The organism is Anaerococcus nagyae, assembly GCF_017874535.1.
Lineage (GTDB): Bacteria > Bacillota > Clostridia > Tissierellales > Peptoniphilaceae > Anaerococcus > Anaerococcus nagyae.
On record NZ_JAGGLS010000001.1, the window covers coordinates 26,088 to 48,466 of the forward strand.

Here is a 22,379-nt window from a genome sequence, read left to right on the forward strand (position 1 = left end):
AATAAAAAATAAGCCATAAGGCTTATTTGTTAACTATCTTCTCGTCTTTTTAATGTATAAATAAAAGCTAAAGAAAGTCCTACTATAAGTAATATTACCATAGCTATTTCCTTGGCTTTATAAGAATGATTTTCTTCTTTGTATACTTTAGGATCTTTTGATAATCCTTTTGGATTAGTATTATAATCCTCTTCAGAGTTATCTTCCTTACTACCTACTTCATCTTCACCATCTATTTCTATAACTAGGGTCTCATTCTTTTGATCTAATATTGATGGTTCAACTTCATTTTTAGCATCATCATAGGCTAATTTTGACGTTTGCTCTAAGGTTTTGTTGATTTTCTCACTAGCTTCTTTAGCTAATTCCTTTTTTTCCTGTGAAGTTTTTGCAGCTTCAATTTTTTTGTTGTACTCTTTTACTATATCTTTTGTATCAGTTTCAATTTTTTTCGATTCCTCTTTGTTAAGTTTTTTGGACGAAATAATATTATTTGCTAAATCAACTGATTCTTTATAACTTATACCATCACTGGAAGTTTTATTTATATTAGGTTTAGGTATAGATGTTTTTATTGGCTTATTTTTTCTATTGATTTTATTTTCTTTATATTCTATATCTGCTTCTTCTTCTCTTCTATTTTTAGGTTTATCTAATTTTTCAGTGTATTTATTTTCAGTAGACTTCTTTTTAGTTTCTTTTTTTATATCACTTTTCTTATTACCACCATCTCTAGTGGGACCTTCATTATGTTTTTGGGAATTCTTATTATCTGTCTCTTTATTTTTACCATAATTAGAATCTTTCTGATCTTCTTTTGGATAAATCCTATCTCCAGCATTTTTGCTATTCACTTTAACTGATATTACCTCTTGGGAACCAACATCTTTATTATCTTCTGATTTCTTATTAATTTTTTCAGGAATATTAGTTGTTTCCTTTTTACCATCAGCTGGATCTTCTGTAATTACCAGTTCATCACCAGTTTTTATATCTGATTTTTGCTTAAATTCAACTCTTTGACTTTCCTCTTCAGTCGCATAAGATTTTGTGATAAAAGAAAAAGCAACTATGAAACAAAGAGATCTTCTTAATTTGTTCATATTTCCTCCAGCATAACTTTACACTGATATTTTACACTTATTTACTACACAATTCAAAAATTATTTATTATCTTTTACCACAGCTTGCTTCCACATAAATTGATATAAAGAATTAAACTTCCCTACATAATTACCTTTCCAAGGCTTTCTCTTGCCACAAAAATGTAATATTGCTGTATCCAGCATAACATCTTCTAGCTCATAACCATATTTAACCTTATAGGTAGAATACCTTCTGGCATCATAATTGAATTTTAACTCTGAAATTTCTTTTATCTTATTTCTAAATACTACATTTAATAAGTCTTGGTCAGGCATCATGAGACCTGCTTTGGGTGAGTGTTCTATATAATTTATAATTTTATCATCATATGATTTTTCTCTTGCTTTTTTAAGATTTATCATAAGGATTCCAGAATTATAGTAATTTACTATATCACTCTTTTCCGATGTTAGTATAAGCCTTGCTTTATTTGCCGATTGGACTGTTGGTATGGTATGGATAGCAGCCATATAATAATTTTCTTCAAAGTCTGACTCGTATAAATCCATAAGTGAATTTAATATAAGAGTATCAGGATCCAAGTATAGGATTCTATCAAGATCTTCTGGAAGATACTTGTATGCTATAAGCCTAAAGTACATTTCGCTTGTATAATAAAAAGTAGTATGAGCTTTTTTAAACTCGTCTACTACTTTTAAGTTAATAAGCCTTGCTTTGGCATTTGACTTATCTTTTATATAATTTTCTAGTTCTTTTATATTTTCATCACTAATTGATGAATGAAGAATATAAATATTAATATAATTATCATTTGTTAAAAACAATGAATATAGCATTGTCTTTAATGGATTTAGATAATTGGTATCGCAACTTACTAATATATTCAATTTCTTCTCCTAATCCTGGTCATTAGTTAGATAAAATCCCTTGCCAACAATCTTTGAGGTATTTATTATAGTAATAAATGAATATGGATCTACCCCTTTTATATAAGCCTTAAATCTAGGTGCTTCTTTGGGTGATAGGGCAGAAAGAAAAACCGATCTTTCAGCTCCCTTGTATATACCTACCCCATCTATAACTGTAGCAGATCTATTAAGTTCATTTCTTATATAACTCCCTACTTGATCAGGCTTTGTAGTTATTATTATAAAAAGTTTATCCGTATTCATCGACTGAATTATAATATCTACTATTATACCCTTTAGTAAAAGACCAAGTACAGACAACAAACCAATCTCAACATTAAAGACCCAGATAGATGCTATAGTAAAAATACTATCTACACATAATAAAGCCTTACCTACTTCTATGGATGAATATTTTTTTATAATCATAGCTATAATATCTGTACCACCTGAGCTTGCTGCAAGATTAAATAAAATTGCAGATCCAAATGCTGATATAAGTAGAGTGAAAATTAATTCTAATAACTTATTATCTGTTAAAGCTGCATTTAAAGGAGCTATATAATCAAGTGCTATAGCAGTCAGTGAGTTTAATATCGCAACAAAGCCTGTTCTTAAAGTGAAATGCTTACCTAATACAAAAAATCCTATTGTTAATAATATTAAGTTTATTATTAGAGTTAGCACAGCTCTTGTAAGGGGAATAAATGTTGAAGCTATAATACTGATACCTTCAACTCCACCTATTACAAAAGAGTTGGGATATTTAAAAAAATGGGTTCCAAAAGCCATAAGAATAGCCGCAAAGGCCATCATAAGATACCTTTGTAGCTCATTCATAGGATCATGGTTATATTTGGCTTCTGCTCTTTTTTCAAAATAAGTATTTATATAAGAGTTAGCAAAAGCTTTATTATCTTTTTTTTGCTGGCCGCTTGATTTTGCCACCATATTCTCCTTAAAAACTAATTATTAGAGTAGTTATCGAAATATCCTTGAACTAAAACTATAGGTGTTCCTTTATCACCAGATCCTGAAGTTAAATCAGCAAGTGATCCTAAAAGATCTGTGATTTGACGAGGAGTAGTTCCTAAAGTTTCATTTCTACCCACTAATTCTTTTTCCTTTTTTGAAATTCTATCTACCATAGCCGATGTTCTTTCTTCAAGAGATAAATCTGAAAACTCATTATCAGCTATATATTTGATTTTAAGCTCACTAGGAGTACCTAAAAGTCCTTTTGTAAAAGCTGGGGATACAACTGGATCTGCAAGTTCCCAAATTTTGCCTGCCGGATCTTTGAAAGCTCCATCACCATAAATCATAACTTCTATTTCTTTTTCAAATTCATCTACCAATTTCTTTTGTAAACTAGCAACAAATTTTTGACCATCTCTAGGGAAAAGTTTGATTTCATTTTCCGTTGAAAGATTAGATCCTAATAAACCATAATCAGCATTAAAACCAGATCCATCAATAGATTCTGTTAATATTTCATCTAGAGAAAGAATGTTTTTCCCGCCAGCTTCTTTAAGCTGTCTTTTTACAATATTTCTAGTATGAATTGATGAGACTAAAACTTCGTCAGAAAATTCTAAAGCATCTACTGGATTGTTTAGAAGATGAATTTCTGAATTTGGTGCGATTTGGCTATAAAGCTCAGGATAATCAATGCCTGTAAAAGTATGCTTATATTCTCCCGCTATTTTTCTAAATTCATTTAAATCTAAGACATCTTTATAAGGGTTTATATCACTGTTAAATAAATCCATCTCATCCATAAGATAGTTACCAACCTCATCTTGTGGATATGATAAACATATATGTAATTTCTTACCTGTTAAAGCTATGGCTTTTAGTATAATTGAAAATCTATTTCTTGACAAAATAGGGAATAATACTACTAGTTCATCTCCTTTAAACTTATTGTTTAAATCCTTTGCTATTGTATCTATACTTACATAATTACCTTGAGCACGTGCTACTAGAGATTCTGTTACACAAACCACATCCTTATCATTTAGTGTGATATTATGATTTGTAACCGCTCTTTTGACTGTATCAAAAACTATATCTTCTAAGCTATCTCCCTTTTCAATAATTGGGGCACGTAGTCCCATTGATCTTGTTCCTATAATTCTTTCCATATTATAATCCCCTTTCTAAAAAATTATACATCTTATTAAAAAAAAATAAAAGATGCTAGAAGTTAACTTCTAGCATCGAACTTATTACCACACTTAGGGCATCTAACTTTTATTTTACCCTTTTTTTTGGGAATACGGAGCTTTTGATTGCAAGAAGGGCACTCTACATACTTAAAGTTTTTGTCCCCAACCGTGTTTTTTCTAAAGCCTTTAAATGACTTTTTTACTGGATTTAAAAAACTATTTTTAAATTGTGCATTCTCCATAGATCTTTTTGTAGTATTTCTTGAAAAAAACCTATATATAGCATAAATCACTACGATTGCTGCTAGATAATTTAAAAATGAAGATTTAGCAAAATAGGAAATAATACTTATAATTATCCCTGTCCAAACCAAAAAAATCCCATATTCATCTATATTAAATTTATTTTCCATCTAATTCCTCAACTACTTCCTTCATCACTTTGCTTATGTCATCTGCAATAACATAATCTGCTGCTGATTCTCTGCCTGTAGCTTCCATATTAATTAAAATTAGCTTATTTCCTCTATAGAAATCTATAAGCCCTGCTGCAGGATAAACAGCTAAAGATGTGCCGCCTACTATTAATACATCAGCATTGCTAATTAAATTTATAGCATAAGATAAATTATCTTGATTAAGTCCTTCTCCGTAAAGAACTATATCAGGCCTAACTATACCCTTGCACTCATCACAGTATGCTATATCATCAAACTTATTTACATAGTCTAAGTCAAATTTTTTGCCACAAGATGTGCAATAGTACTCAGCAAGACTACCGTGAAGCTCTATAACATTCTTACTTCCAGCAAGTTGATGGAGACCATCAATATTTTGAGTAATGATTCCTTTAAGTTTTCCCATTTTTTCTAATTTTTCTAAGGCATAATGGCAATCATTAGGTTCTACTCCATCTATCATTAGATTTTCTTTTACATAAGTCATAAATTCATCAGGAGATTTAGAAAAAAATTCATGACTTAGCATATATTCAGGAGAGTAATTAGAGTTATTTTCCCTATTATAAAGACCTGTTGCAGACCTAAAATCTGGCAAACCACTTGCTGTGGATACTCCAGCTCCTCCGAAAAAAACAATATTATTAGAGTCTCTAATTAATTCACTTACCTCTTTTATATTATCCATAATAGCCTCCTATAAGTCTATATTATCTCTTAAATTAAGTTTATTTACAAAAATCACAAGAATAAGAACCAATATATAATAAAGTATCGGCGTTATATTTTTATAAAGACCATATTTTCCACTTGCAAATGGATATATAAAAGCATAGTTCATAGGATTTGCCTTTTGTAAAGATCCATTTACTATCACTAATGAAAAGTACTTACATATAATATATCCAAACAATAAGATCAATACAAATAACCCAATTATATAAAAGTAAAACATTACTTCTAAGTCAAACCTTTTTATCTGGATAATAAGGCTTATTATAGAAGTAAAGATTAAATCCCATATAAGTCCTAATAAAAAGTAATAACTTATAGATGAGTTTAGCTTAAAATTTATTATCTTAAAAAATATAAAGAAAAATAAAAGGTTTAATAAATAAACTAAACCAATCTCTATTAATTTGGCTATTAGTATCTTTGCTGGATTTAGTGGCAATGAATATGTTAAAATTACACTATTTCTATAATAGTCTCTTTGGACAGAATAGATTAAATAAAACATATTAAATATTAGAAAAATAAATAGTCCTAATAGCAGAACAGTCTTTGCTGAACCATTATTTGCAATAATACTACGTCCCATAGCTCCTAGCAAAATGAAAATAAATTGTATGATTACTATCTTTCCTATAACGTTTTTATTACTTTTTAAATTATATTTTAATAAATTATTCATAACTACCCTAAATAAATCTCATCGTAAAAATCATAAATATCAGACATATTTTCATTTCTAATATTTTTAGCTTGATCAATATGGTGGATACTACCCCTATCTAAGAATATGACCTCCTCAAAAAGATTCTCCATAGATTCAATTTGATGTGTTGCCATTAGAAATGTTTTTTTTCCATCAAACTTTTCAATTAATAAATCTTGAACTTTAGCAAGACTTATAGGATCAAGACCATTAGTAGGCTCATCAAGTAGATATAAGTCAGTATCTCTTGATAAAACTAAACAAATAGCAAGTTTTTTATAATCACCTTTAGAAAAATTTAAGGGTTTGTCTTTTAGATCCACACTAAAATAATCCATTAGTCTTTCCGCTAATTCCTTATCAAAATCATCATAAAAATCAGCAAAAATATTAAGGTTATCCTTTGCTGTTAAATTATCAAATAAAAATCTCTTATCAGCAAGAAAAGATATATTGTTTTTACTCTTATAACTTAATTTTTCACCCGAAATAATAATTTCTCCATTATCAGGGCGAGCAAGTCCTGCGATAGATTTAAGTAAAGTAGTTTTACCTGAACCATTAGGACCTAGGAGCCCATAGACTTTTCCTTTCTCTAAATCTAAATTCAAATTATCCAAAGCTACAGTTTTTTTGTAAGTTTTTGTAAGATTTCTTACCTCTATATAATTATCCATTAGCCATATTCCTTATATTCAACACTCTTATAGCTTCATCAATGCTAACATCGATAGTATCTAGATTATCTATAAAATCATTTATATAATCATTCAGATACTCATCTCTTAAAATCATTATATGATGCTCGTCTGCTTTTATATAGTAAGACCCATCTATATTTTCTATTAAGTTTTCATCTAGAAGCTCCATAAAAACCTCATCTACATAGGTGGGATTTACCTTAAAAAGACTAGTAAAAAATTTCCTATCATGAAGTTTATCACCATAGTTAAGATTTCCTTTGAGTATATCTAAAATTATATATTCTTTAATTTTTTTTGTTTTACTTTTATAAGCCATATTAATACACCAAACTTATTTTAGAATCATAATCTTTGACAGCATCAATAAATACTCTCACTAGAATATTACCATAATCACCTAGATTTAAAAATATCTGTCTAAAATTAATAATCTTTATTTCATTATCTTTAGTTACAAGTTGATCATAAAGGGCATCTAGATTTTGGACATAATATATAAAGTCGCATTTTTCATTTAAAATTTTATACACAGTTTCTTTGTCTTTAAAATCATTTGCATCTATTTCTATCATAACTTTCCTTTTCAGATTTTTTATTTTGATTTTTTTCTTACTTATGGTATTATTATAACAGACTTTCTAAAAGCCATTAAATAAATATAGGTATTTTTTAGAAAAATCAAAAAAATACTTGACAAAGCAATTTATATATCGTATACTTAATTAGTAATCACTTAACGGGGTGTGGCGCAGCTTGGTAGCGCGCGTGTTTTGGGAACATGAGGTCGAAGGTTCGAATCCTTTCACCCCGACCATAGAATTATAGAATCTAGGTTTTAGACTTAGATTCTTATTTTTTTGTCTTATTTTGGAATTTAATCATATTTTGCTAGCACTGGCTTTGAGAAATTTAAATTATGCTATATCGCATATCAACTAAAAGAGTAGAACGAACGCATTAAGAGATCTCACGAGATTTCTCCGCTCACTACGTTCGGTCGAAATGGTAATATATTTTATATTTTATTAATAATTTAAAATTTAAATTAAGCTAAAGCCAATCTTGATTAAATGAATGAAACGAATGTATGAAGAGATCTATTGGAATTTCTCCGCTTTCTGCCTTCAGTCGAAATAATCGCATTTTTTATATCTTATTAATAATTTAAAATCTTAACTAAGTAAGTATAAGGAACATATAAATAGAACCGTGAGATTTCTCCGCTACGGTCGAAATGGGTAAGCTTTTTCACTCATATGTTTAATAAAATAATCATGAATACCAATATACCATCTCGACTAAATGAGCGGTAGCGAATGCACGGAGAGATCTCAATACCTTAGTATTACCAGAGATTTCTCCATTCCGCTCCGTTCCAATCGAAATGGGTAAATCCGCATAAAAAATACTCTAACCTTTACTTGGTTAGAGTATTTATAATCAGAAGGACTTCATCTTATTAAAAGTTTGTCCTTGCATTTCACCTTGTTCTGAAACATCTAAAGCTCCATCTTCAAATTTCGCATTAATTGGTGTATCTACATTAACTCCTTGAATTGTAAGGGTTACATCTGATCCATCTTCTTTCCATATTCCTTGGTGTACCCTTTGATCTATTTTATATTTTAGTGTTCCATCGCTCTTAAGCGAAAGTCTAGTGTTATCGCCTTGATATTCACCAGCAACACCATCACTTTTTTCAAAATATTTTGAAACATCTTCTGCTATTGAATCATCAATATCTAGCCCTGATAGAGCATTATTTACTCTTGTTATAACTTCTTCTAAAAAGGCAAATCCATAATATGGGATTTCATAATAAGTGTAATCATCTTCCACAAAGAACTTATGAAAGATTTCATTGTCTGTAGTGATTGGCCCTTCTGTATAGAAAGATCCATCTTCACCTTTTTTATCTTTTACATTTTGATATTCTACAAAGCTATAGTAAGTGTAATCGTTAGTGTACTTGCCTTCATAATCTTCTTTAGCTTTTATCTCATAAACTAACATCACTCTATTTTTAAGTTCTTGTGCGTTAGCATCCGATCCTGTAATAGCTCCCAGGTAATTAATTTGATCTATTTGTGTAAAAGATCTATCCGCAAAAGTATTTTTAATAAGATCTCCAGCTTTTTCTTTCATAGTACCTAGTAAATTTTCATCAATATTATCAATGCTAGTAATGTATCCGTCTGCTGAATCCTTATTTGACTTTTTATCTTTAGCGTCCTCTTTATTAGCATCAGACTCATCGTTACTTTCACCTGGTGCTGTAAAGACCTTATCCTTAGGATCAAGTTTTATACCATAGCTTTTGTAAAGTTCATCTTCATCATAAATCAGGCTTACATTGACCTCTTCTCCACTAGATAAGTCTGTTGTCTTACTTGGAGCAATCTCTATATTTGCCATATACTCTGGTGCATCTTCTTTTAAATTTGCTGTAAGGCTTATATTTGGACTTTCCCCACTAAATGATACATCTATATATTCAAATGGATCTTGGTGTTCACTAGTTATTAGATTATCTACTATTGCAGATTTCATTGTATTTGTAAACATTACATTATAATCCTCCATTAATGAGGAATCTGTAATATTAGCAACTACCGTTATTTCTTCTCCATTTGATAGCCCATTATCTTTGCTATATTGGAAAGTAGTCCCATTTTCAAGTTCTGAAACAAATTGATTAGCAGCTGATGAAAATTCATCTTTTTTTCTATCTTTATTCTTATAGGCTATTTGATTACCATAATCCGAAAGTAGTTTAGAAGTGTTTATACTAGCACTTGGGCTTGCAGCTCCGTCATCCCCATTGTAAGCTACATCTATATAGTCACTTAAGTCTACCTCAATCTGAGGAGCTTTTTTATGTGTGAAAAAATAAGCTGCTATAAGTCCTGCCAAAACTATAAGAATTGGAATAAGATAAATAGGTTTAAATTTAAACTTATGCTTTTTCTTTTTAGCTTCTTCTTCTACTACTGCAAGACTCGTAGTTTTAAACTTAGGATTTACTTCAAATGATTCCTCTTTAGGAGGCGGAGCTTCTTCATTAAAATTTTTCGTAGATACATGATAACTAGAATCATACCCTGTGTAAAAACTAGGCTTTTGATTATTTCTTATAACCCCGCATATATTACCGCTCTTTATAGCCTTTTCGTTGTTATAACTAAGATCTCTAATACGATTTTTGCTTAAAATTTGTCGTGCGATTCTCGCTTCCACATACTCTTTTGGTATGTCATCGTATTTTATATCAAATACAGATTCAGCGTTATTATTAAATCCTTTTTCTTTACCAATCTTATTAGCAATTCTCGCTTGAGCTGAAAGATTGTTCTCGCCTTTCTTATTTATCTCATCTTTTAGTGTATCAGAATCATATCTTACTTTATCACTTACTACTTTACTTTGATTAATGATAGGGGAACTTTTTGAAATATTCTTGGAAGAATTAATTTTATTAGATAAGTCATCATTTTTATTTTCTAGATTATTATCTGAGCTATTAATAATATTCTTATCTTCTTTGGAATTTTGATTATTCTTTTTAACTAGATTACTTATAAAGCTACTTACTTTATTATCTTTACTCTTTTTGTTTTGAGACTTCTCTTCTATTAAATTTTCATTATTTTTTACCGATTCGTAGGTAGACTTTTCTATAACATCATCATATTCTTTATGCATGTCCGTTGATTTTTCCATTTTATTACCACAAACCGGGCAAAAAATAGATTTGTCATCTACCAGAGCACCGCAATTAGTACATTTCATTTGTACTCCTTATAAAGTTATATATATTATAATACAACAAAACAACAAAAATATAAACCCTATATAGGGTTTATATTAATTAACGTTATAAATTATCGACTGTTAAATAAGCTTTACCAGAAGCTTTTGGAGCTTTTGACTTTCTTTGGAATATTATTAGTATTAATAATGTAGCTATATATGGAATCATAGAAATAAATTCTATTGGTACATTTATAGATGATCCACCTAAATATGTTGCTATCGATTGTGCAAGCCCAAAAAATAATGATCCTATTAATACACCTTGCGGTCTCCAATTGCCAAATATAACAGTAACTAAGGCTATATATCCTTGCCCAGCTATCAATGATTGAGAGAAACTTGAAACAACTGCAAGTGACATACTAGCTCCACCTAAGCCTGCCATAAACCCTGAAAATATCACTGACCAATAACGTGTTTTTGTCACAGAAATATTAAGTGTCTCAGCAGCTTTTGGATGCTCTCCTACTGCTATTACCCTAAGACCCCATTTTGTTTTATAAAGAAATAAGTATAAAACCAATACCATTATAAGAGCTATATAAACTGTTGCATATTGACCAAATAAGTTTTGCATAACTTGATTTTCAGATCCTCTAAATAATCTTGGAATCTTATTTTTAAGATCAATAGATGGCGTTTGAGTTGCTCCATCAAAAAACATCCTAGCTAAAAATAGAGCAAGACCTGGTCCTAGAGTATTAATAGCAATACCTGAAATAGTTTGATCTCCTCCAAGACTTACAGAAATAATTGCATGAATTAACCCAAAGAAAGCTCCAGCAAGACCACCACATAAAAATGCAAGCCATGGCTTTCCAAGATAATAGCCAACTACAGCCCCTACCAGAGCTCCAATGGTCATCATGCCTTCAAGGCCGATGTTTATAACACCAGATTTTTCACTCATCATACCACCAAGACCTGCCATTAATACAGGAGCAGCATTTGACAAAGTATTCCCTAATATTAACGATAGCATTACCCAGTTCATTACTCCTCCTCACTTTCTATTGTTCTTACAATTATGTCTTCTCCAGTTTCATTTATAATATTAGAAGATGACTTATTATTTGATACAATTTTCTTTTCTTCTACATTATCACTTGTAACCGAATCATTTTGAACGTTTTCTTTTCTAATCCTTGTTGGATTAACTTTTTCTTTAGGATTCTTTTCTCCTATATCTTTAACTTCGGTATTTTTTAGTTTTCTATTTCTTCTCTTTGCTCTAATTATTCTAAATATTAGAGGAACTGATGTAAAGAGTATTATTGTACCTATTATAATATTGATTAATTCAGATGGTACTCCTAAAACCCTTTGTAAATTGCTACCTGCATATTTGAGAGACCCAAAAAATAATCCAGAAAAAATCACACCTATTGGATTATTAGATGCCAAAAGTGATACTGCTAGACCATCAAAACCATAGTTATCCATAGCACTTGTAACTGATATTGCATATGTAAATCCTAGAATCTGTGTTGCTCCAGCAAGGCCACATATAGCACCTGATATAGCCATTGATTGAACAATTTTTTTACCAGCATTTATTCCACCGTATTCACTTGCTTCACGATTAAGTCCTACCGCTTTAAGCTCATAACCTAAAACTGTTTTATTTAGAATATACCAAACGATTATAACTGCAACTATGGCTAAAATTATTCCCCAATGAATAGGCGCCTTGAAAAACTTTGAGAAGAATGGTCCCATAGTCTTTGCTGTCTTTTTACTGACCAAGGTAATCTTTGCAGTATCAATGACATCAAAAGTCGCCATAGAATTTGGTTTTAAATATTTATAAGCCACAAAATTAGAAAAATAGAAGGCAACCCAATTAAGCATTATTGTAGAAATTACTTCATGTATACCAAATTTCGACTTGATCCAACCAGCCAAAGCTCCATATAAAGCTCCTGCAAGCATAGCAAGTAATATAGCTACTATTGGATGAAGGATCGGAGGAAGAGGCAAGGCATAAGCTATTAAATATCCTACAACCGAACCTATTATAAATTGACCTTCAGCTCCCATATTAAATAAACCCGTTTTAAAGGCAAAACATACACCTAGACCTGTAAGTATAATTGGAGTGGAGTTTACTATAGCCCAACCTATATTACGAGGACTTTTACTGATCCCTTCAATAAGCGCTTTGTAAGCTTCTAGAGGATTGTATCCTGATACAAGCAAAACTACAGCTCCTACTATGAGTCCTAATAATATAGATATTATAGTAAATAAGATCTTATTATTGCCACGAGAAATACTTCTTTGCGCTTTAATTTCTTTTGAATTTTCCATTATTTACCACCTGCCATTAATCTACCTAGCTCAAACTCATCTGTATCTTTTGGGTATCTCTCGCCTACAATTTTTCCATCATAGATAACAAGAATCCTATCAGATAAATCCATAACTTCATCTAGCTCAAATGATATTAATAAAACAGCTTTGTTAGAATTTCTAAGCTCGACTAGATATTGGTGAATAAACTCTATAGCTCCTACATCAAGCCCACGCGTTGGCTGAGCTGCAATTAATACCTCTGGATTATTTGATATCTCACGAGCTATAATGACCTTTTGTTGGTTACCTCCTGATAGACTTGCTGCTTTTTCATTAATATCATCAGGCCTTATATCAAACTTTTCTACCAGGTTTTTTGCATTATCTTCAATATTTTTAAAATTTAACTTACCTTTACTCGAAAAAGGCTCGTGCTCCACATTTTCCAAAATCAGATTATCTTTTATAGGATATTCCAGAATAAGTCCTCTTTTTTGCCTATCTTCTGGTATTGAGTTTATGCCAGTATCTATAATACTACGAGGATTGGCGTTAGTTATATCTTTACCATTCAATATAACTGTCCCTCTATTAGCCTTAGCCATACCAGTTATTGCATCTATAAGCTCTGTTTGACCATTGCCATCAACACCTGCTATGCCAAGAATTTCTCCAGCACGCAGTTCTAGATCAAGACCTTTAAGTACATCTATTCCTCGATTGTCCTTAACCCACAAATCATCGATTTTTAGTACTACTCCTCCAGTTTCTTGAGCTTTCTTATCAACATTAAAGCTTACATTTCGTCCTACCATCTTTTCAGCTAAGATATTTTCATCAATATCAGCAACTTTAAGCTTATCTATATATTTACCACGCCTAATAATAGTACAATAATCAGCCATAGCCTTGATTTCAGAAAGTTTATGAGTAATTATAATTATAGATTTATCCATTGTTGTAAGCTTATTTACTATATCTATAAACTCCTTAATCTCTTGAGGAGTAAGAACTGCTGTAGGCTCATCAAATATGAGTACATCAGCTCCCCTATATAAGGCCTTTAGTATCTCTACTCTTTGTTGTTGACCTACAGATATATCCTCAACTTTTGCATCTGGACTAATATGTAAGCTATATTCGTCAGAGAGATTTTGAATTTTCTCACGAGCTTTTTTCCTATCCAAAAACAGCCCTGTATCTTCTTCATAACCTAGGATTATATTTTCTGTAACCGTAAGAGGCTCTATTAACATAAAATGTTGGTGAACCATACCAATTCCTGCATCTATGGCCTCTTTTGGTGTCATATTAGCACATGTCTTGCCATTAATAGTAATCGCTCCATCCGTCGGAGCAAACATTCCATAAAGGATATTCATAAGTGTGGTTTTACCAGCACCATTTTCGCCCAAAAGAGCGTGTACCTCACATTTATGGAGATCAAAGTCTATATTTGATAAAACTTCCTTATCCCCAAAACGCTTGGTAATATTTCTCATAGATACAACAGGAGTTTCGTTGTAATACTTATCCATAATACCCTCGCTTTTCTAATAGTTTCTACATATAATAATATCATAAATCCACTAATTAGGGGAATATTTTTGAAAATAAATTGCAAAGAAAAAGGATCTTTCAAGATACTAAATAATCAGCCTTAGTCTATCTTTATTAGAGATTTCCAATAAGTTATAACGATTATTTATCTTAAAAGATCCTATATTTCGAGTTAATAATATATACCAACCATTATATTAAGAAGTAAAAATTATTTATTTTCTTTAATCCATCCTTGTTCGATAGCTTCTTCTTCATTCTCTGGAACTTCGATTTTACCATCTACGATATCTTTTCTGATTTCTTCGACTTTATCTTTTGTTTCTTTACTTACTAAATCATTTGTAGTTGGATAAGCAATTGTTACAGCATCTCCATCAGCTAAAGTAAATTCTTGGTCTCCTGCTTTGAAGTTTCCTTTAGCATATTCATCTATTACACTATTAACAGCTTCACCTACGCCTTTGATTGTAGAAACTAGCATATTATCAGGAGCTTCATCAGATTGGTCACGGTCTACACCGATTACCCATTTATCATTTTCTTTTGCTGCTTCGATAACACCTATTCCTACACCACCAGCTGCATGGAATATTACATCAGCTCCATCTTGGTACATTTTATTAGCGATATTTTTACCAGCTGATTGGTCACTATAACTATTCGCATACTGAACGATTACATCAATGTCTTCGCCTTTATCCTTAGATGCTTGAGCTACACCAGCTCTATAGCCATATTCGAATCTATCTATAACTTCACTTTTTTGTCCACCAACGAATCCAACTTTATTAGTTTCACTAGTCATACCAGCTATATATCCTACAAGGAATGAGTTTTGATGATCTGCAAATGTTACTCCAAGAAGGTTGTCTCTGTCGTTAAGATTTTTGTTATCAATAATAACGTAGTTTTGTTCTGGATTTTCTTCCGCTGCTTCATCTGTAGCTGGAAATAAAGCATATCCTACTGTAAGGATGATATCTGATTCTGAATCCAAAGCAGATTCTAGATTTGGCACATAATCATCTTCTTTGTGAGATTCTATATAATCAAATGTAGCTGTGCCATCCTTATCAGCTTTTTGTAATCCTTCATATGTTGATTGGTTAAATGATTTGTCATTTATACCACCAAAGTCTGTTACCATTGTTACTGAAACAGCATCTTCAGATGGAGTCTTATCACCCTCTTCAGTATCTTTATCTTCTTCGGCTTCATCGGCTGTATCATCTACTTTTGTATCTTCATCTTTCTTTTCAGTTTCATCTACTTTTTCTTCAACAGCTGCTTTGTTATCATTCGTTTTTGTTTCTTTATTAGCTGTATCATTACCGCAAGATGCAAGTACTACTGATAATGATAGTGCTGCTGCTAATGACATAAAGTTTTTAATTTTCATCTCTTCCTCCAAAAATTATTTACTTATAATTATATTTTATTATAAATGTTAACCTTTGTCTATAAATAACATTTTTTAACTAATTATATAAGCCCCATAATTTCAGGAAGGAACATAATAATTTGAGGTATAAAAGTTATTAATAATAGTACTACTAAGTTTGCTAGTAAAAACGGCAGCAAAACTTTAGCTAAATTTTCTATCTTTACTTTAGTAATTCCACTTGCCACAAATAACACAGATCCAACTGGCGGTGTCATGGTACCTATGCACATGTTATAGATCAATACTATACCAAATTGTATAGCATTCATACCTAGTGACTCTGCAATAGGTAAAAATATTGGTGTAAATATTAATATAGCAGGTGTTATATCCATAAACATACCTACAAGTAATAAGATTATATTCATAAGCAATAGAATAACATATTTATTATTTGTTAGACCTAAGATACCATCGGATATTGCTTGAGGGATACCAGTATAAGCCATTACCCAACTCATCACTGTAGATGCAGAAATCAAAAACAAAACTACTCCAGAAGTTTCTGCAGTCTTTAGAAGGATTTGTCGAAGAGTTTTTAAATTAATAGACTTATATAGTATAGAAAGTATCAACGAATATAGAACTGATATACCAGCTCCTTCAGTTGCTGTAAAAATGCCTCCTACAATTCCTCCTATAACTATTAATATCATTAGCAAAGATGGTAGAGCATCAAGTATAACTTTTCCTGGTTTTTTTGGTCGACCACTTACTGGATAATTATGCTCTCTTGCATATCTATATCCAAAGTAAATGGCAATCAAACCCATTATTGTTCCAGGTATATATCCTCCCATAAACATAGCAGAGATTGAAACTCCACCTGCAACTGTTGAATACACAATAGGTGCAGAAGTTGGTGGAATCAATAAGCCTGCCGGAGCTGAAGCAATATTAACAGCTGTGGCTATTTCTTTATCATAGCTTTGTTCTTTTTGTACTGGGTATATAGTTCCTCCCATAGCTGATGCCGCTGCAACTGCTGATCCTGATAATGCTCCAAAAAATATATTTCCTAATGCATTTGCATGAGCTAATGATCCTCTAATATTACCAACAAATAACTCTGAGAATTTTATAAGCCTACGAGCTATACCTCCATTATTCATTATATTTCCAGCTAATATAAATAAAGGTACAGCCAAAAGTGAAAATGATTCTATTCCCGAATTCATTTTTTGCATAGCTATAAATTGGATATGATTCCAAGTTAATCCAGATAAAATAGCTGTAGCTATAGATGACAGGAGTATAGAAACTGATATTGGTACTCCAATAAATAAAAATATAAAAAATATCAAAAATAGTGCTAGTGCTGTCATTCCTATTGACATAATCCCCCCTAATCTAAGTTGCCTTCGTATGAAGTTCTATTTTTATCTAAATTTGTTGTCTTATCTACTTTTTGAAACGAAAAATCTTCACTTCTTTTCTCTTGATTAGCTTCATAATACTTAGAAGCAACTTTCTTTCCAGTCCACGATTCCCATAAATTTATTATCTGAGCTAAAACTATAAAAATACCACTGATCGGGGCAACAATATAAACTAAAGATCTAGGAATACCTAATAAGGCTGATCTCTGTGATCTAGCAGAATGTACTAATTTAAATCCTCCTATAACTATTATAAAAAGAGCTACAAGTAGGATTGATAAATCTATAAGAACTCTTATTCTTTTTTGAGACTTTGAATTAACCCTATCAGGTATTAATGTTAAAGACATATGTTCACGAGTTAAAAATCCATAAGCTGCCCCTATAAACCCTATCCATATCAACATATATCTTATAATCTCCTCAGTAAAATCTGCAGGATTATTTAAAATATATCTTGTAAAAACCTGGTATATGATTAATATAGTCATAACAGAAAGCAATATAGCAGAAAGTCTTGAAAGTAACCATATAAGCCCTCTTTTTAGATTGTAAAAGGTTTTATCCATTATTTACTCCTTACTTTTTCAATAGTAGTTAACAATTCATCAACTTCTTTGTAATCTTTTCTATATTGCTCTACTAATGGTTTGGTTTTTTCTATAAATGGTGTCTTATCTATATCATCTATAAATTCAACATCCATATCCTTTTCAGCTGTTTCTCTAGCTTCTTTTATTGACTCAGCCCATAATTTTTTGTGAAGTTCTGTTGAATTTCTTGCAGCTTCTAATATAACTTCTTGATCCTTAGCATCTATTTTTTCCCAAATCTCAGAAGATATTACTAGTGCATCTGGTATCATAGCGTGTTCATCTTTTGAGTAAACTTTTGCTATTTCACCATGCCCTCCAATAGTTAAAGCGGTTTCATTGTTTTCTGTTCCATCTATAATTCCAGTTTGAAGGGATGTATAAACATCACCATAACCCATGGCTACTGGTGTTCCGCCTAAAAGATTAACCATTTCTGTTTGACTTTTCATATCTTGCACCCTTATCTTGAGTCCCTTTAAATCATCAGGAGTTCTAATAGCTTTATTTTTTGTATAAAAACTACGAGCTCCTGAATCATAATATGTTAAAGTTAAAAATCCTTTATCCTCACTTGACATAAAAAAATCTCTTATTTCATCAGAGTCCATTATATTATAATAGTCTTGTGTATCATTAAAAATATAAGGGAGACCAAAAGTATCATACCCCCTTTCATAAGTTGCAAGACTAGGGGATGCAACTCTTGCCATAGAAAGTACACCCGCTAATATTTGTTCCATAGATTCATTTTCACTTCCTAACTGTCCATTAGGGAATATTTTCACTTTATAACGTCCATCAGTCTTTTCTTCCACTTCTTTAGCGAATTCCTCAAGGGCTATATGTACAGGATGATCCTGGCTTAAAGAATGAGCTAATGTAAGTGTAGTAGTTTCATTTCCATCATCTTCCTGATTACAAGAACTTAACCCCACTACTAAAAATAAGCTTAAAATAAAATATAAAATCCTTTTCATTACATACCTACCAAATCAAATTCTTCAAATGATATTAAAACTTCATAATCTTTATCTAAATTTGCATATTTTATTAAAACCGAACGAGATGAGTTGTTATAATACCAACCTTCATTTGCTTTATCAAATAATCTCTTGTTTAAATAATGTTCTATTTCTTTTCCATCAATATTAACAAAATATGGAGATTTTTCTTTATTAATAATTTCTAAATCTATATTTTCTATAGATGATTTGTACTTACCTTCTTTTTTGAAATTTATATATGTTTTTTTACCAGCATCTAAACTAATCAATGTTTTTAGGTAGTCTCCATTTCTATAGTTATAGGTCTTACCATCATCTTCATACATTATAAATTCATTGTTTTTACCATTTGCAATTAGTATATATAAATCCTTAACTTCATCATTCCCTAAGTTTCTTAGTTTAGTTTTAGATATAGGTAAAATAGAGCCTTTTTTTACAAATATAGGTATAGATTCTAAGTTCACATCAAAGTCATAACTTTGACCGCCCCTATACACTTCTTTAGTATAAAAATCATAATACTCTTCATCTTCTCCAGGAAAATAAACCCTATGCTTATTTTGACCTTCCTCTAAAATATTTGATACAAATAAGCTATCACCTACAAAAAAATCCATTCCATTATTGTAAGTATTTGGATCTTCTTGATAAAGAGAAAAAGTTGCTTGCATTATTGGCAGACCACACTCACTAGCTCTATACATAAGAGAGTATAGGTATGGAGACAGTGCATATCGTAAATTCATAGCGTCCCTTACGATATCCTTAATTTCATCAAACATCCAAGGTTCTGTGACTGTATTATCATTACTTGCAGAATGTATAGAAAAACGTGGTTGAAAAATACCATTTTGAACCCACCTTACAAATAGTTCTTCGCTAGGAGCAGAGCCAGAAAATCCTCCGATATCACATCCTTGGTTAGATACACCAGATAAGCCCATAGATAAAATTGTCGCAACATTGTACTTTAGACTATCCCAACTAGTAAAATTATCCCCAGCCCAAGTTTGAGCATATCTTTGTATACCAGCATGGCCAGACCTGCATACAACAAATGGTCGAGTGTTTTGATAGACTTCTTTTATAGCGTCGTTTGTAATCTTGCACATAATATTACTCATAACAACTCTATTTCTTGTAATAGGAACTTCTTCTCCTTCGTAATCACACATTACATCATCATCAAATACAGAGTCATATTCACAATTGTCATTCCAAACAGATGCTGTGCCCATTTCTATAAGATTTGCTTTGAGCATACTTTTCCATTTATCGCGAGTTTTTTCATTAGTAAAGTCTATGAAAGCTCCGTACCCTCCCCACCAATTGCCTATATATTCCTCCTTTTTATAAGGATCATAAAGAAACATATTATTATCTTTAAACCTCTTATAATCGGGATGTAGAGTAAGAATACCTGGCTTTACATTTGGACTTACTACTATGCCTTTCTCATCCATTGACTTAAAAAAATTATCTGGAGCAGGAAATCTTCGCTTATCCCAAGTTAAAACACATCTCCTAGGTCCTTGACTAGTATTATAATTTGTATAGCCGCTAGACAATTGGAATCCATCTATAGGAAAGTCTTCCTTTTTTGCTATGTCTACAAACTTTTCTATAGCCTTATCACAATCCTTATCTAGTTCCGAATAATACATAGAGCTTGCTAAATATCCCAAAGATTTTTTTGGCAACAATGCACTCCTACCTGTCAAAAACGTATATCTTTCTATTACATCATTAATCATTGGTCCATTTATAATAAATAAATCTATATCCCCACCATCGGCTTTAAATGATCCATATCTATGCCAATAATTACTTTTTTCCTTGCCCATATTAAATTCACTTATAAATGAATTATGATAGAAAAATCCACTAGCCTTTTTGCTGTCACTATCTAGTTTTATATAAAAAGGTATATGTTTATAGAGAGAATCAGTATGCTTAGGGTCATATCCCATAGAATCCATAGGATTGTTGATCATTCTAGTCATTATCTTGTTTATGTCACCACTTTTTTCGCCAAAACCATAGAAATTATCATTGTCTTTTATTTCAAATTTATTAATGATTCTTCCATTAGAATCCTCATAAAATCCCACATCATTAATTGACTTATAAATCTTATCACCATAACTATCATAAACACCTATAGTCATAGGACTTTCTGTAATCTCTATTTTTAAGTTTCCACCAGAAATTACATATCTATCATTTGTCTTATAAAAATCATACTTAAGTGGAACAAATCGATTCCTTTCATTCCCAAAAAATTCGTCTAATTCATCTTCATAGAATGTGGATACTAAGGAATAACTTTTCTCCTTAAAATCGTCATTAAAGTTTGCTCGAATTCTTACTATATCATCAGTTAGATAATAAATTCTAATTTCATTGTCTTCCGATATTAAAGATACATAGGAACTTTTATCTGTAATCTTATCAAGATTTCTAGTCAGTTTCATTTTAACCTCCTAAATAAATGATATATATAAATATTGGTTAATTCTATTCTGATGTTGTATGAAAACGATTAATATTTTACATATATTGTCTTTTGATTTATACTTAGATTAAAGGAGATTGCATATGTTTGATAAAGCAGCCGTCTATATGAATATAGGAGACTCCTTTTCCTTAGAAAGATTAGCAGATGTAAATACAAATATGACTAAGGCTCACTCTCACCCATATTATGAAATCTATTATCTTTTAGATGGAGAAAGGATTCAAGTAATAAATAACAATATACTTAAGATTAAAAAGAATGAATTCGTCATTATCGCCCCTAATATAAAACACTATTCGTATGGAGAGGAAAACGTAAGTTTTGATCGTGTACTAATTTATTTCACAGATGATTTTTTTATATCTAAAGATATCAAAGAAAGATTTTATCTTCTTGGGAATAATGGCTACAGTGCTAAAGAATCCACTAATACTAGAGCTTGTATATTCGACTTATTAAACTCCACTCCAGTAAGTAAGAATAAAATTGAGTACGAAAAAATCAAACTTATATTTAACTTACTATTAATAAGTATAATAGAGCATAAGGAAAATATTATTAATAAAAATATGGACATGAGTGTTCTAAAAATCATGAACTACATAAATGATAACTTCAGTAAAGATATCTGCTTAGATGATATAGCTAGAGAGGTCTATCTCAACAAGTATTATATGTGTAAGAAATTTAAAAAGTATACATCTCATACTATCTATGATTATTTGAATACAACAAGGCTAACTGTAGCCGAAAAGCAACTAATGGAGACTAATAAAAGTATCACACAAATAAGTTCAGAAGTTGGTTTTAACAATATTGTAAGCTTTAATCGTGCTTTCAAAGCAAAAAATAACATATCTCCTTCAAAGTTCAGAAGAACTTATAATGAAATCTATTAAAAATATATATTTACTATTGCCTTTATTTATTTTTATGTTATAATTAGTGTAGAACTGAAAAGGTTTCCACAAATATATA

At 30.8% G+C, this 22,379-nt stretch carries 19 protein-coding genes, 1 tRNA gene and 1 pseudogene; 2 read left to right on the forward strand and 19 right to left on the reverse strand.

Annotated features, from left to right (window positions below; genetic code table 11):
• Positions 1-29: 29 nt before the first annotated feature.
• The 10 genes from J2Z39_RS00120 to J2Z39_RS00165 form a co-directional block, all read right to left on the reverse strand.
• Positions 30-1,103, reverse strand: coding sequence for a hypothetical protein (locus J2Z39_RS00120; RefSeq protein ID WP_209813147.1), 1,074 nt, complete (start codon positions 1,101-1,103; stop codon positions 30-32).
• A gap of 60 nt (positions 1,104-1,163) precedes the next feature.
• Positions 1,164-1,994 (reverse strand): glycosyltransferase family 8 protein, encoded by an 831-nt coding sequence (locus tag J2Z39_RS00125; protein WP_209813148.1) that lies wholly within the window; start codon positions 1,992-1,994, stop codon positions 1,164-1,166.
• 9 nt (positions 1,995-2,003) lie between these two features.
• On the reverse strand, positions 2,004-2,966 hold the full coding sequence (locus tag J2Z39_RS00130; RefSeq protein ID WP_425353058.1) for a YitT family protein: 963 nt from the start codon (positions 2,964-2,966) through the stop codon (positions 2,004-2,006).
• Between the two features lie 14 nt (positions 2,967-2,980).
• Positions 2,981-4,162, reverse strand: a complete 1,182-nt coding sequence (locus J2Z39_RS00135) for a coenzyme F420-0:L-glutamate ligase (protein ID WP_117522313.1) — start codon at positions 4,160-4,162, stop codon at positions 2,981-2,983.
• 62 nt (positions 4,163-4,224) lie between these two features.
• A complete protein-coding gene (locus J2Z39_RS00140; RefSeq protein WP_117522312.1) occupies positions 4,225-4,599 on the reverse strand; it encodes a zinc ribbon domain-containing protein in 375 nt (124 codons plus the stop codon).
• Positions 4,589-5,332 carry an NAD-dependent protein deacylase gene (locus J2Z39_RS00145; RefSeq protein ID WP_209813149.1) on the reverse strand — a complete coding sequence of 248 codons (744 nt, stop codon included), beginning with the start codon at positions 5,330-5,332 and terminating at the stop codon, positions 4,589-4,591. Before J2Z39_RS00145 ends, J2Z39_RS00140 begins: the two co-directional genes overlap by 11 nt.
• Before the next feature lie 9 nt (positions 5,333-5,341).
• A complete protein-coding gene (locus J2Z39_RS00150; protein ID WP_117522310.1) occupies positions 5,342-6,058 on the reverse strand; it encodes a hypothetical protein in 717 nt (238 codons plus the stop codon).
• Positions 6,059-6,060: 2 nt separating this feature from the next.
• The gene (locus tag J2Z39_RS00155) at positions 6,061-6,759 is read right to left on the reverse strand and encodes an ABC transporter ATP-binding protein (protein ID WP_209813150.1); all 699 of its coding nucleotides are present in this window, start codon (positions 6,757-6,759) and stop codon (positions 6,061-6,063) included.
• Entirely contained in the window at positions 6,752-7,102 is a 351-nt protein-coding gene (locus J2Z39_RS00160) for a GntR family transcriptional regulator (protein ID WP_117522308.1), read from the reverse strand. The genes J2Z39_RS00155 and J2Z39_RS00160 overlap by 8 nt, the downstream gene beginning before the upstream one ends.
• A gap of 1 nt (position 7,103) precedes the next feature.
• On the reverse strand, positions 7,104-7,358 hold the full coding sequence (locus tag J2Z39_RS00165) for a barstar family protein (RefSeq protein WP_117522307.1): 255 nt from the start codon (positions 7,356-7,358) through the stop codon (positions 7,104-7,106).
• Between the two features lie 165 nt (positions 7,359-7,523).
• Between J2Z39_RS00165 and J2Z39_RS00170 the strand changes: the two genes are divergently transcribed.
• Positions 7,524-7,600 (forward strand) — tRNA-Pro (locus J2Z39_RS00170).
• Positions 7,601-8,226: 626 nt separating this feature from the next.
• Here J2Z39_RS00170 and J2Z39_RS00175 read toward each other — a convergent pair.
• From J2Z39_RS00175 to J2Z39_RS00215, 9 genes and pseudogenes are all read right to left on the reverse strand, one after another.
• Positions 8,227-10,575, reverse strand: coding sequence for a zinc ribbon domain-containing protein (locus tag J2Z39_RS00175; RefSeq protein ID WP_209813151.1), 2,349 nt, complete (start codon positions 10,573-10,575; stop codon positions 8,227-8,229).
• Between the two features lie 85 nt (positions 10,576-10,660).
• Positions 10,661-11,593 carry an ABC transporter permease gene (locus tag J2Z39_RS00180; RefSeq protein ID WP_117522305.1) on the reverse strand — a complete coding sequence of 311 codons (933 nt, stop codon included), beginning with the start codon at positions 11,591-11,593 and terminating at the stop codon, positions 10,661-10,663.
• Positions 11,594-11,799: 206 nt separating this feature from the next.
• Positions 11,800-12,909 (reverse strand): annotated as a pseudogene (locus J2Z39_RS00185) (ABC transporter permease); the annotation flags it as partial.
• Positions 12,909-14,432, reverse strand: coding sequence for an ABC transporter ATP-binding protein (locus tag J2Z39_RS00190; RefSeq protein ID WP_209813153.1), 1,524 nt, complete (start codon positions 14,430-14,432; stop codon positions 12,909-12,911). The gene J2Z39_RS00190 and the pseudogene J2Z39_RS00185, both read right to left, overlap by 1 nt.
• Before the next feature lie 233 nt (positions 14,433-14,665).
• Positions 14,666-15,856 (reverse strand): BMP family lipoprotein, encoded by a 1,191-nt coding sequence (locus J2Z39_RS00195; RefSeq protein ID WP_209813154.1) that lies wholly within the window; start codon positions 15,854-15,856, stop codon positions 14,666-14,668.
• An 83-nt stretch (positions 15,857-15,939) separates the two neighbouring features.
• A complete protein-coding gene (locus J2Z39_RS00200) occupies positions 15,940-17,238 on the reverse strand; it encodes a TRAP transporter large permease (protein WP_209813155.1) in 1,299 nt (432 codons plus the stop codon).
• A gap of 8 nt (positions 17,239-17,246) precedes the next feature.
• Positions 17,247-17,849 (reverse strand): TRAP transporter small permease, encoded by a 603-nt coding sequence (locus tag J2Z39_RS00205; protein ID WP_117522300.1) that lies wholly within the window; start codon positions 17,847-17,849, stop codon positions 17,247-17,249.
• Positions 17,849-18,853, reverse strand: a complete 1,005-nt coding sequence (locus tag J2Z39_RS00210) for a TRAP transporter substrate-binding protein (RefSeq protein WP_209813156.1) — start codon at positions 18,851-18,853, stop codon at positions 17,849-17,851. Before J2Z39_RS00210 ends, J2Z39_RS00205 begins: the two co-directional genes overlap by 1 nt.
• The gene (locus J2Z39_RS00215; RefSeq protein ID WP_209813157.1) at positions 18,853-21,357 is read right to left on the reverse strand and encodes a glycoside hydrolase family 31 protein; all 2,505 of its coding nucleotides are present in this window, start codon (positions 21,355-21,357) and stop codon (positions 18,853-18,855) included. Before J2Z39_RS00215 ends, J2Z39_RS00210 begins: the two co-directional genes overlap by 1 nt.
• Before the next feature lie 124 nt (positions 21,358-21,481).
• Here J2Z39_RS00215 and J2Z39_RS00220 point away from each other — a divergent pair, with 124 nt between their 5' ends.
• Complete coding sequence (locus J2Z39_RS00220; protein ID WP_117522297.1) at positions 21,482-22,300, forward strand: AraC family transcriptional regulator; 819 nt, start codon at positions 21,482-21,484, stop codon at positions 22,298-22,300.
• Positions 22,301-22,379 lie beyond the last annotated feature (79 nt).

Bases quoted from the DNA above. Each gene is read 5' to 3' on its own strand.
- J2Z39_RS00120 (WP_209813147.1), bottom strand. From the start codon at position 1,103: ATGAACAAATTAAGAAGATCTCTTTGTTTCATAGTTGCTTTTTCTTTT.
- J2Z39_RS00130 (WP_425353058.1), bottom strand. From the start codon at position 2,966: ATGGTGGCAAAATCAAGCGGCCAGCAAAAAAAAGATAATAAAGCTTTT.
- J2Z39_RS00135 (WP_117522313.1), bottom strand. From the start codon at position 4,162: ATGGAAAGAATTATAGGAACAAGATCAATGGGACTACGTGCCCCAATT.
- J2Z39_RS00140 (WP_117522312.1), bottom strand. From the start codon at position 4,599: ATGGAAAATAAATTTAATATAGATGAATATGGGATTTTTTTGGTTTGG.
- J2Z39_RS00145 (WP_209813149.1), bottom strand. From the start codon at position 5,332: ATGGATAATATAAAAGAGGTAAGTGAATTAATTAGAGACTCTAATAAT.
- J2Z39_RS00150 (WP_117522310.1), bottom strand. From the start codon at position 6,058: ATGAATAATTTATTAAAATATAATTTAAAAAGTAATAAAAACGTTATA.
- J2Z39_RS00155 (WP_209813150.1), bottom strand. From the start codon at position 6,759: ATGGATAATTATATAGAGGTAAGAAATCTTACAAAAACTTACAAAAAA.
- J2Z39_RS00160 (WP_117522308.1), bottom strand. From the start codon at position 7,102: ATGGCTTATAAAAGTAAAACAAAAAAAATTAAAGAATATATAATTTTA.
- J2Z39_RS00165 (WP_117522307.1), bottom strand. From the start codon at position 7,358: ATGATAGAAATAGATGCAAATGATTTTAAAGACAAAGAAACTGTGTAT.
- J2Z39_RS00175 (WP_209813151.1), bottom strand. From the start codon at position 10,575: ATGAAATGTACTAATTGCGGTGCTCTGGTAGATGACAAATCTATTTTT.
- J2Z39_RS00180 (WP_117522305.1), bottom strand. From the start codon at position 11,593: ATGAACTGGGTAATGCTATCGTTAATATTAGGGAATACTTTGTCAAAT.
- J2Z39_RS00190 (WP_209813153.1), bottom strand. From the start codon at position 14,432: ATGGATAAGTATTACAACGAAACTCCTGTTGTATCTATGAGAAATATT.
- J2Z39_RS00195 (WP_209813154.1), bottom strand. From the start codon at position 15,856: ATGAAAATTAAAAACTTTATGTCATTAGCAGCAGCACTATCATTATCA.
- J2Z39_RS00200 (WP_209813155.1), bottom strand. From the start codon at position 17,238: ATGTCAATAGGAATGACAGCACTAGCACTATTTTTGATATTTTTTATA.
- J2Z39_RS00205 (WP_117522300.1), bottom strand. From the start codon at position 17,849: ATGGATAAAACCTTTTACAATCTAAAAAGAGGGCTTATATGGTTACTT.
- J2Z39_RS00210 (WP_209813156.1), bottom strand. From the start codon at position 18,853: ATGAAAAGGATTTTATATTTTATTTTAAGCTTATTTTTAGTAGTGGGG.
- J2Z39_RS00215 (WP_209813157.1), bottom strand. From the start codon at position 21,357: ATGAAACTGACTAGAAATCTTGATAAGATTACAGATAAAAGTTCCTAT.
- J2Z39_RS00220 (WP_117522297.1), top strand. From the start codon at position 21,482: ATGTTTGATAAAGCAGCCGTCTATATGAATATAGGAGACTCCTTTTCC.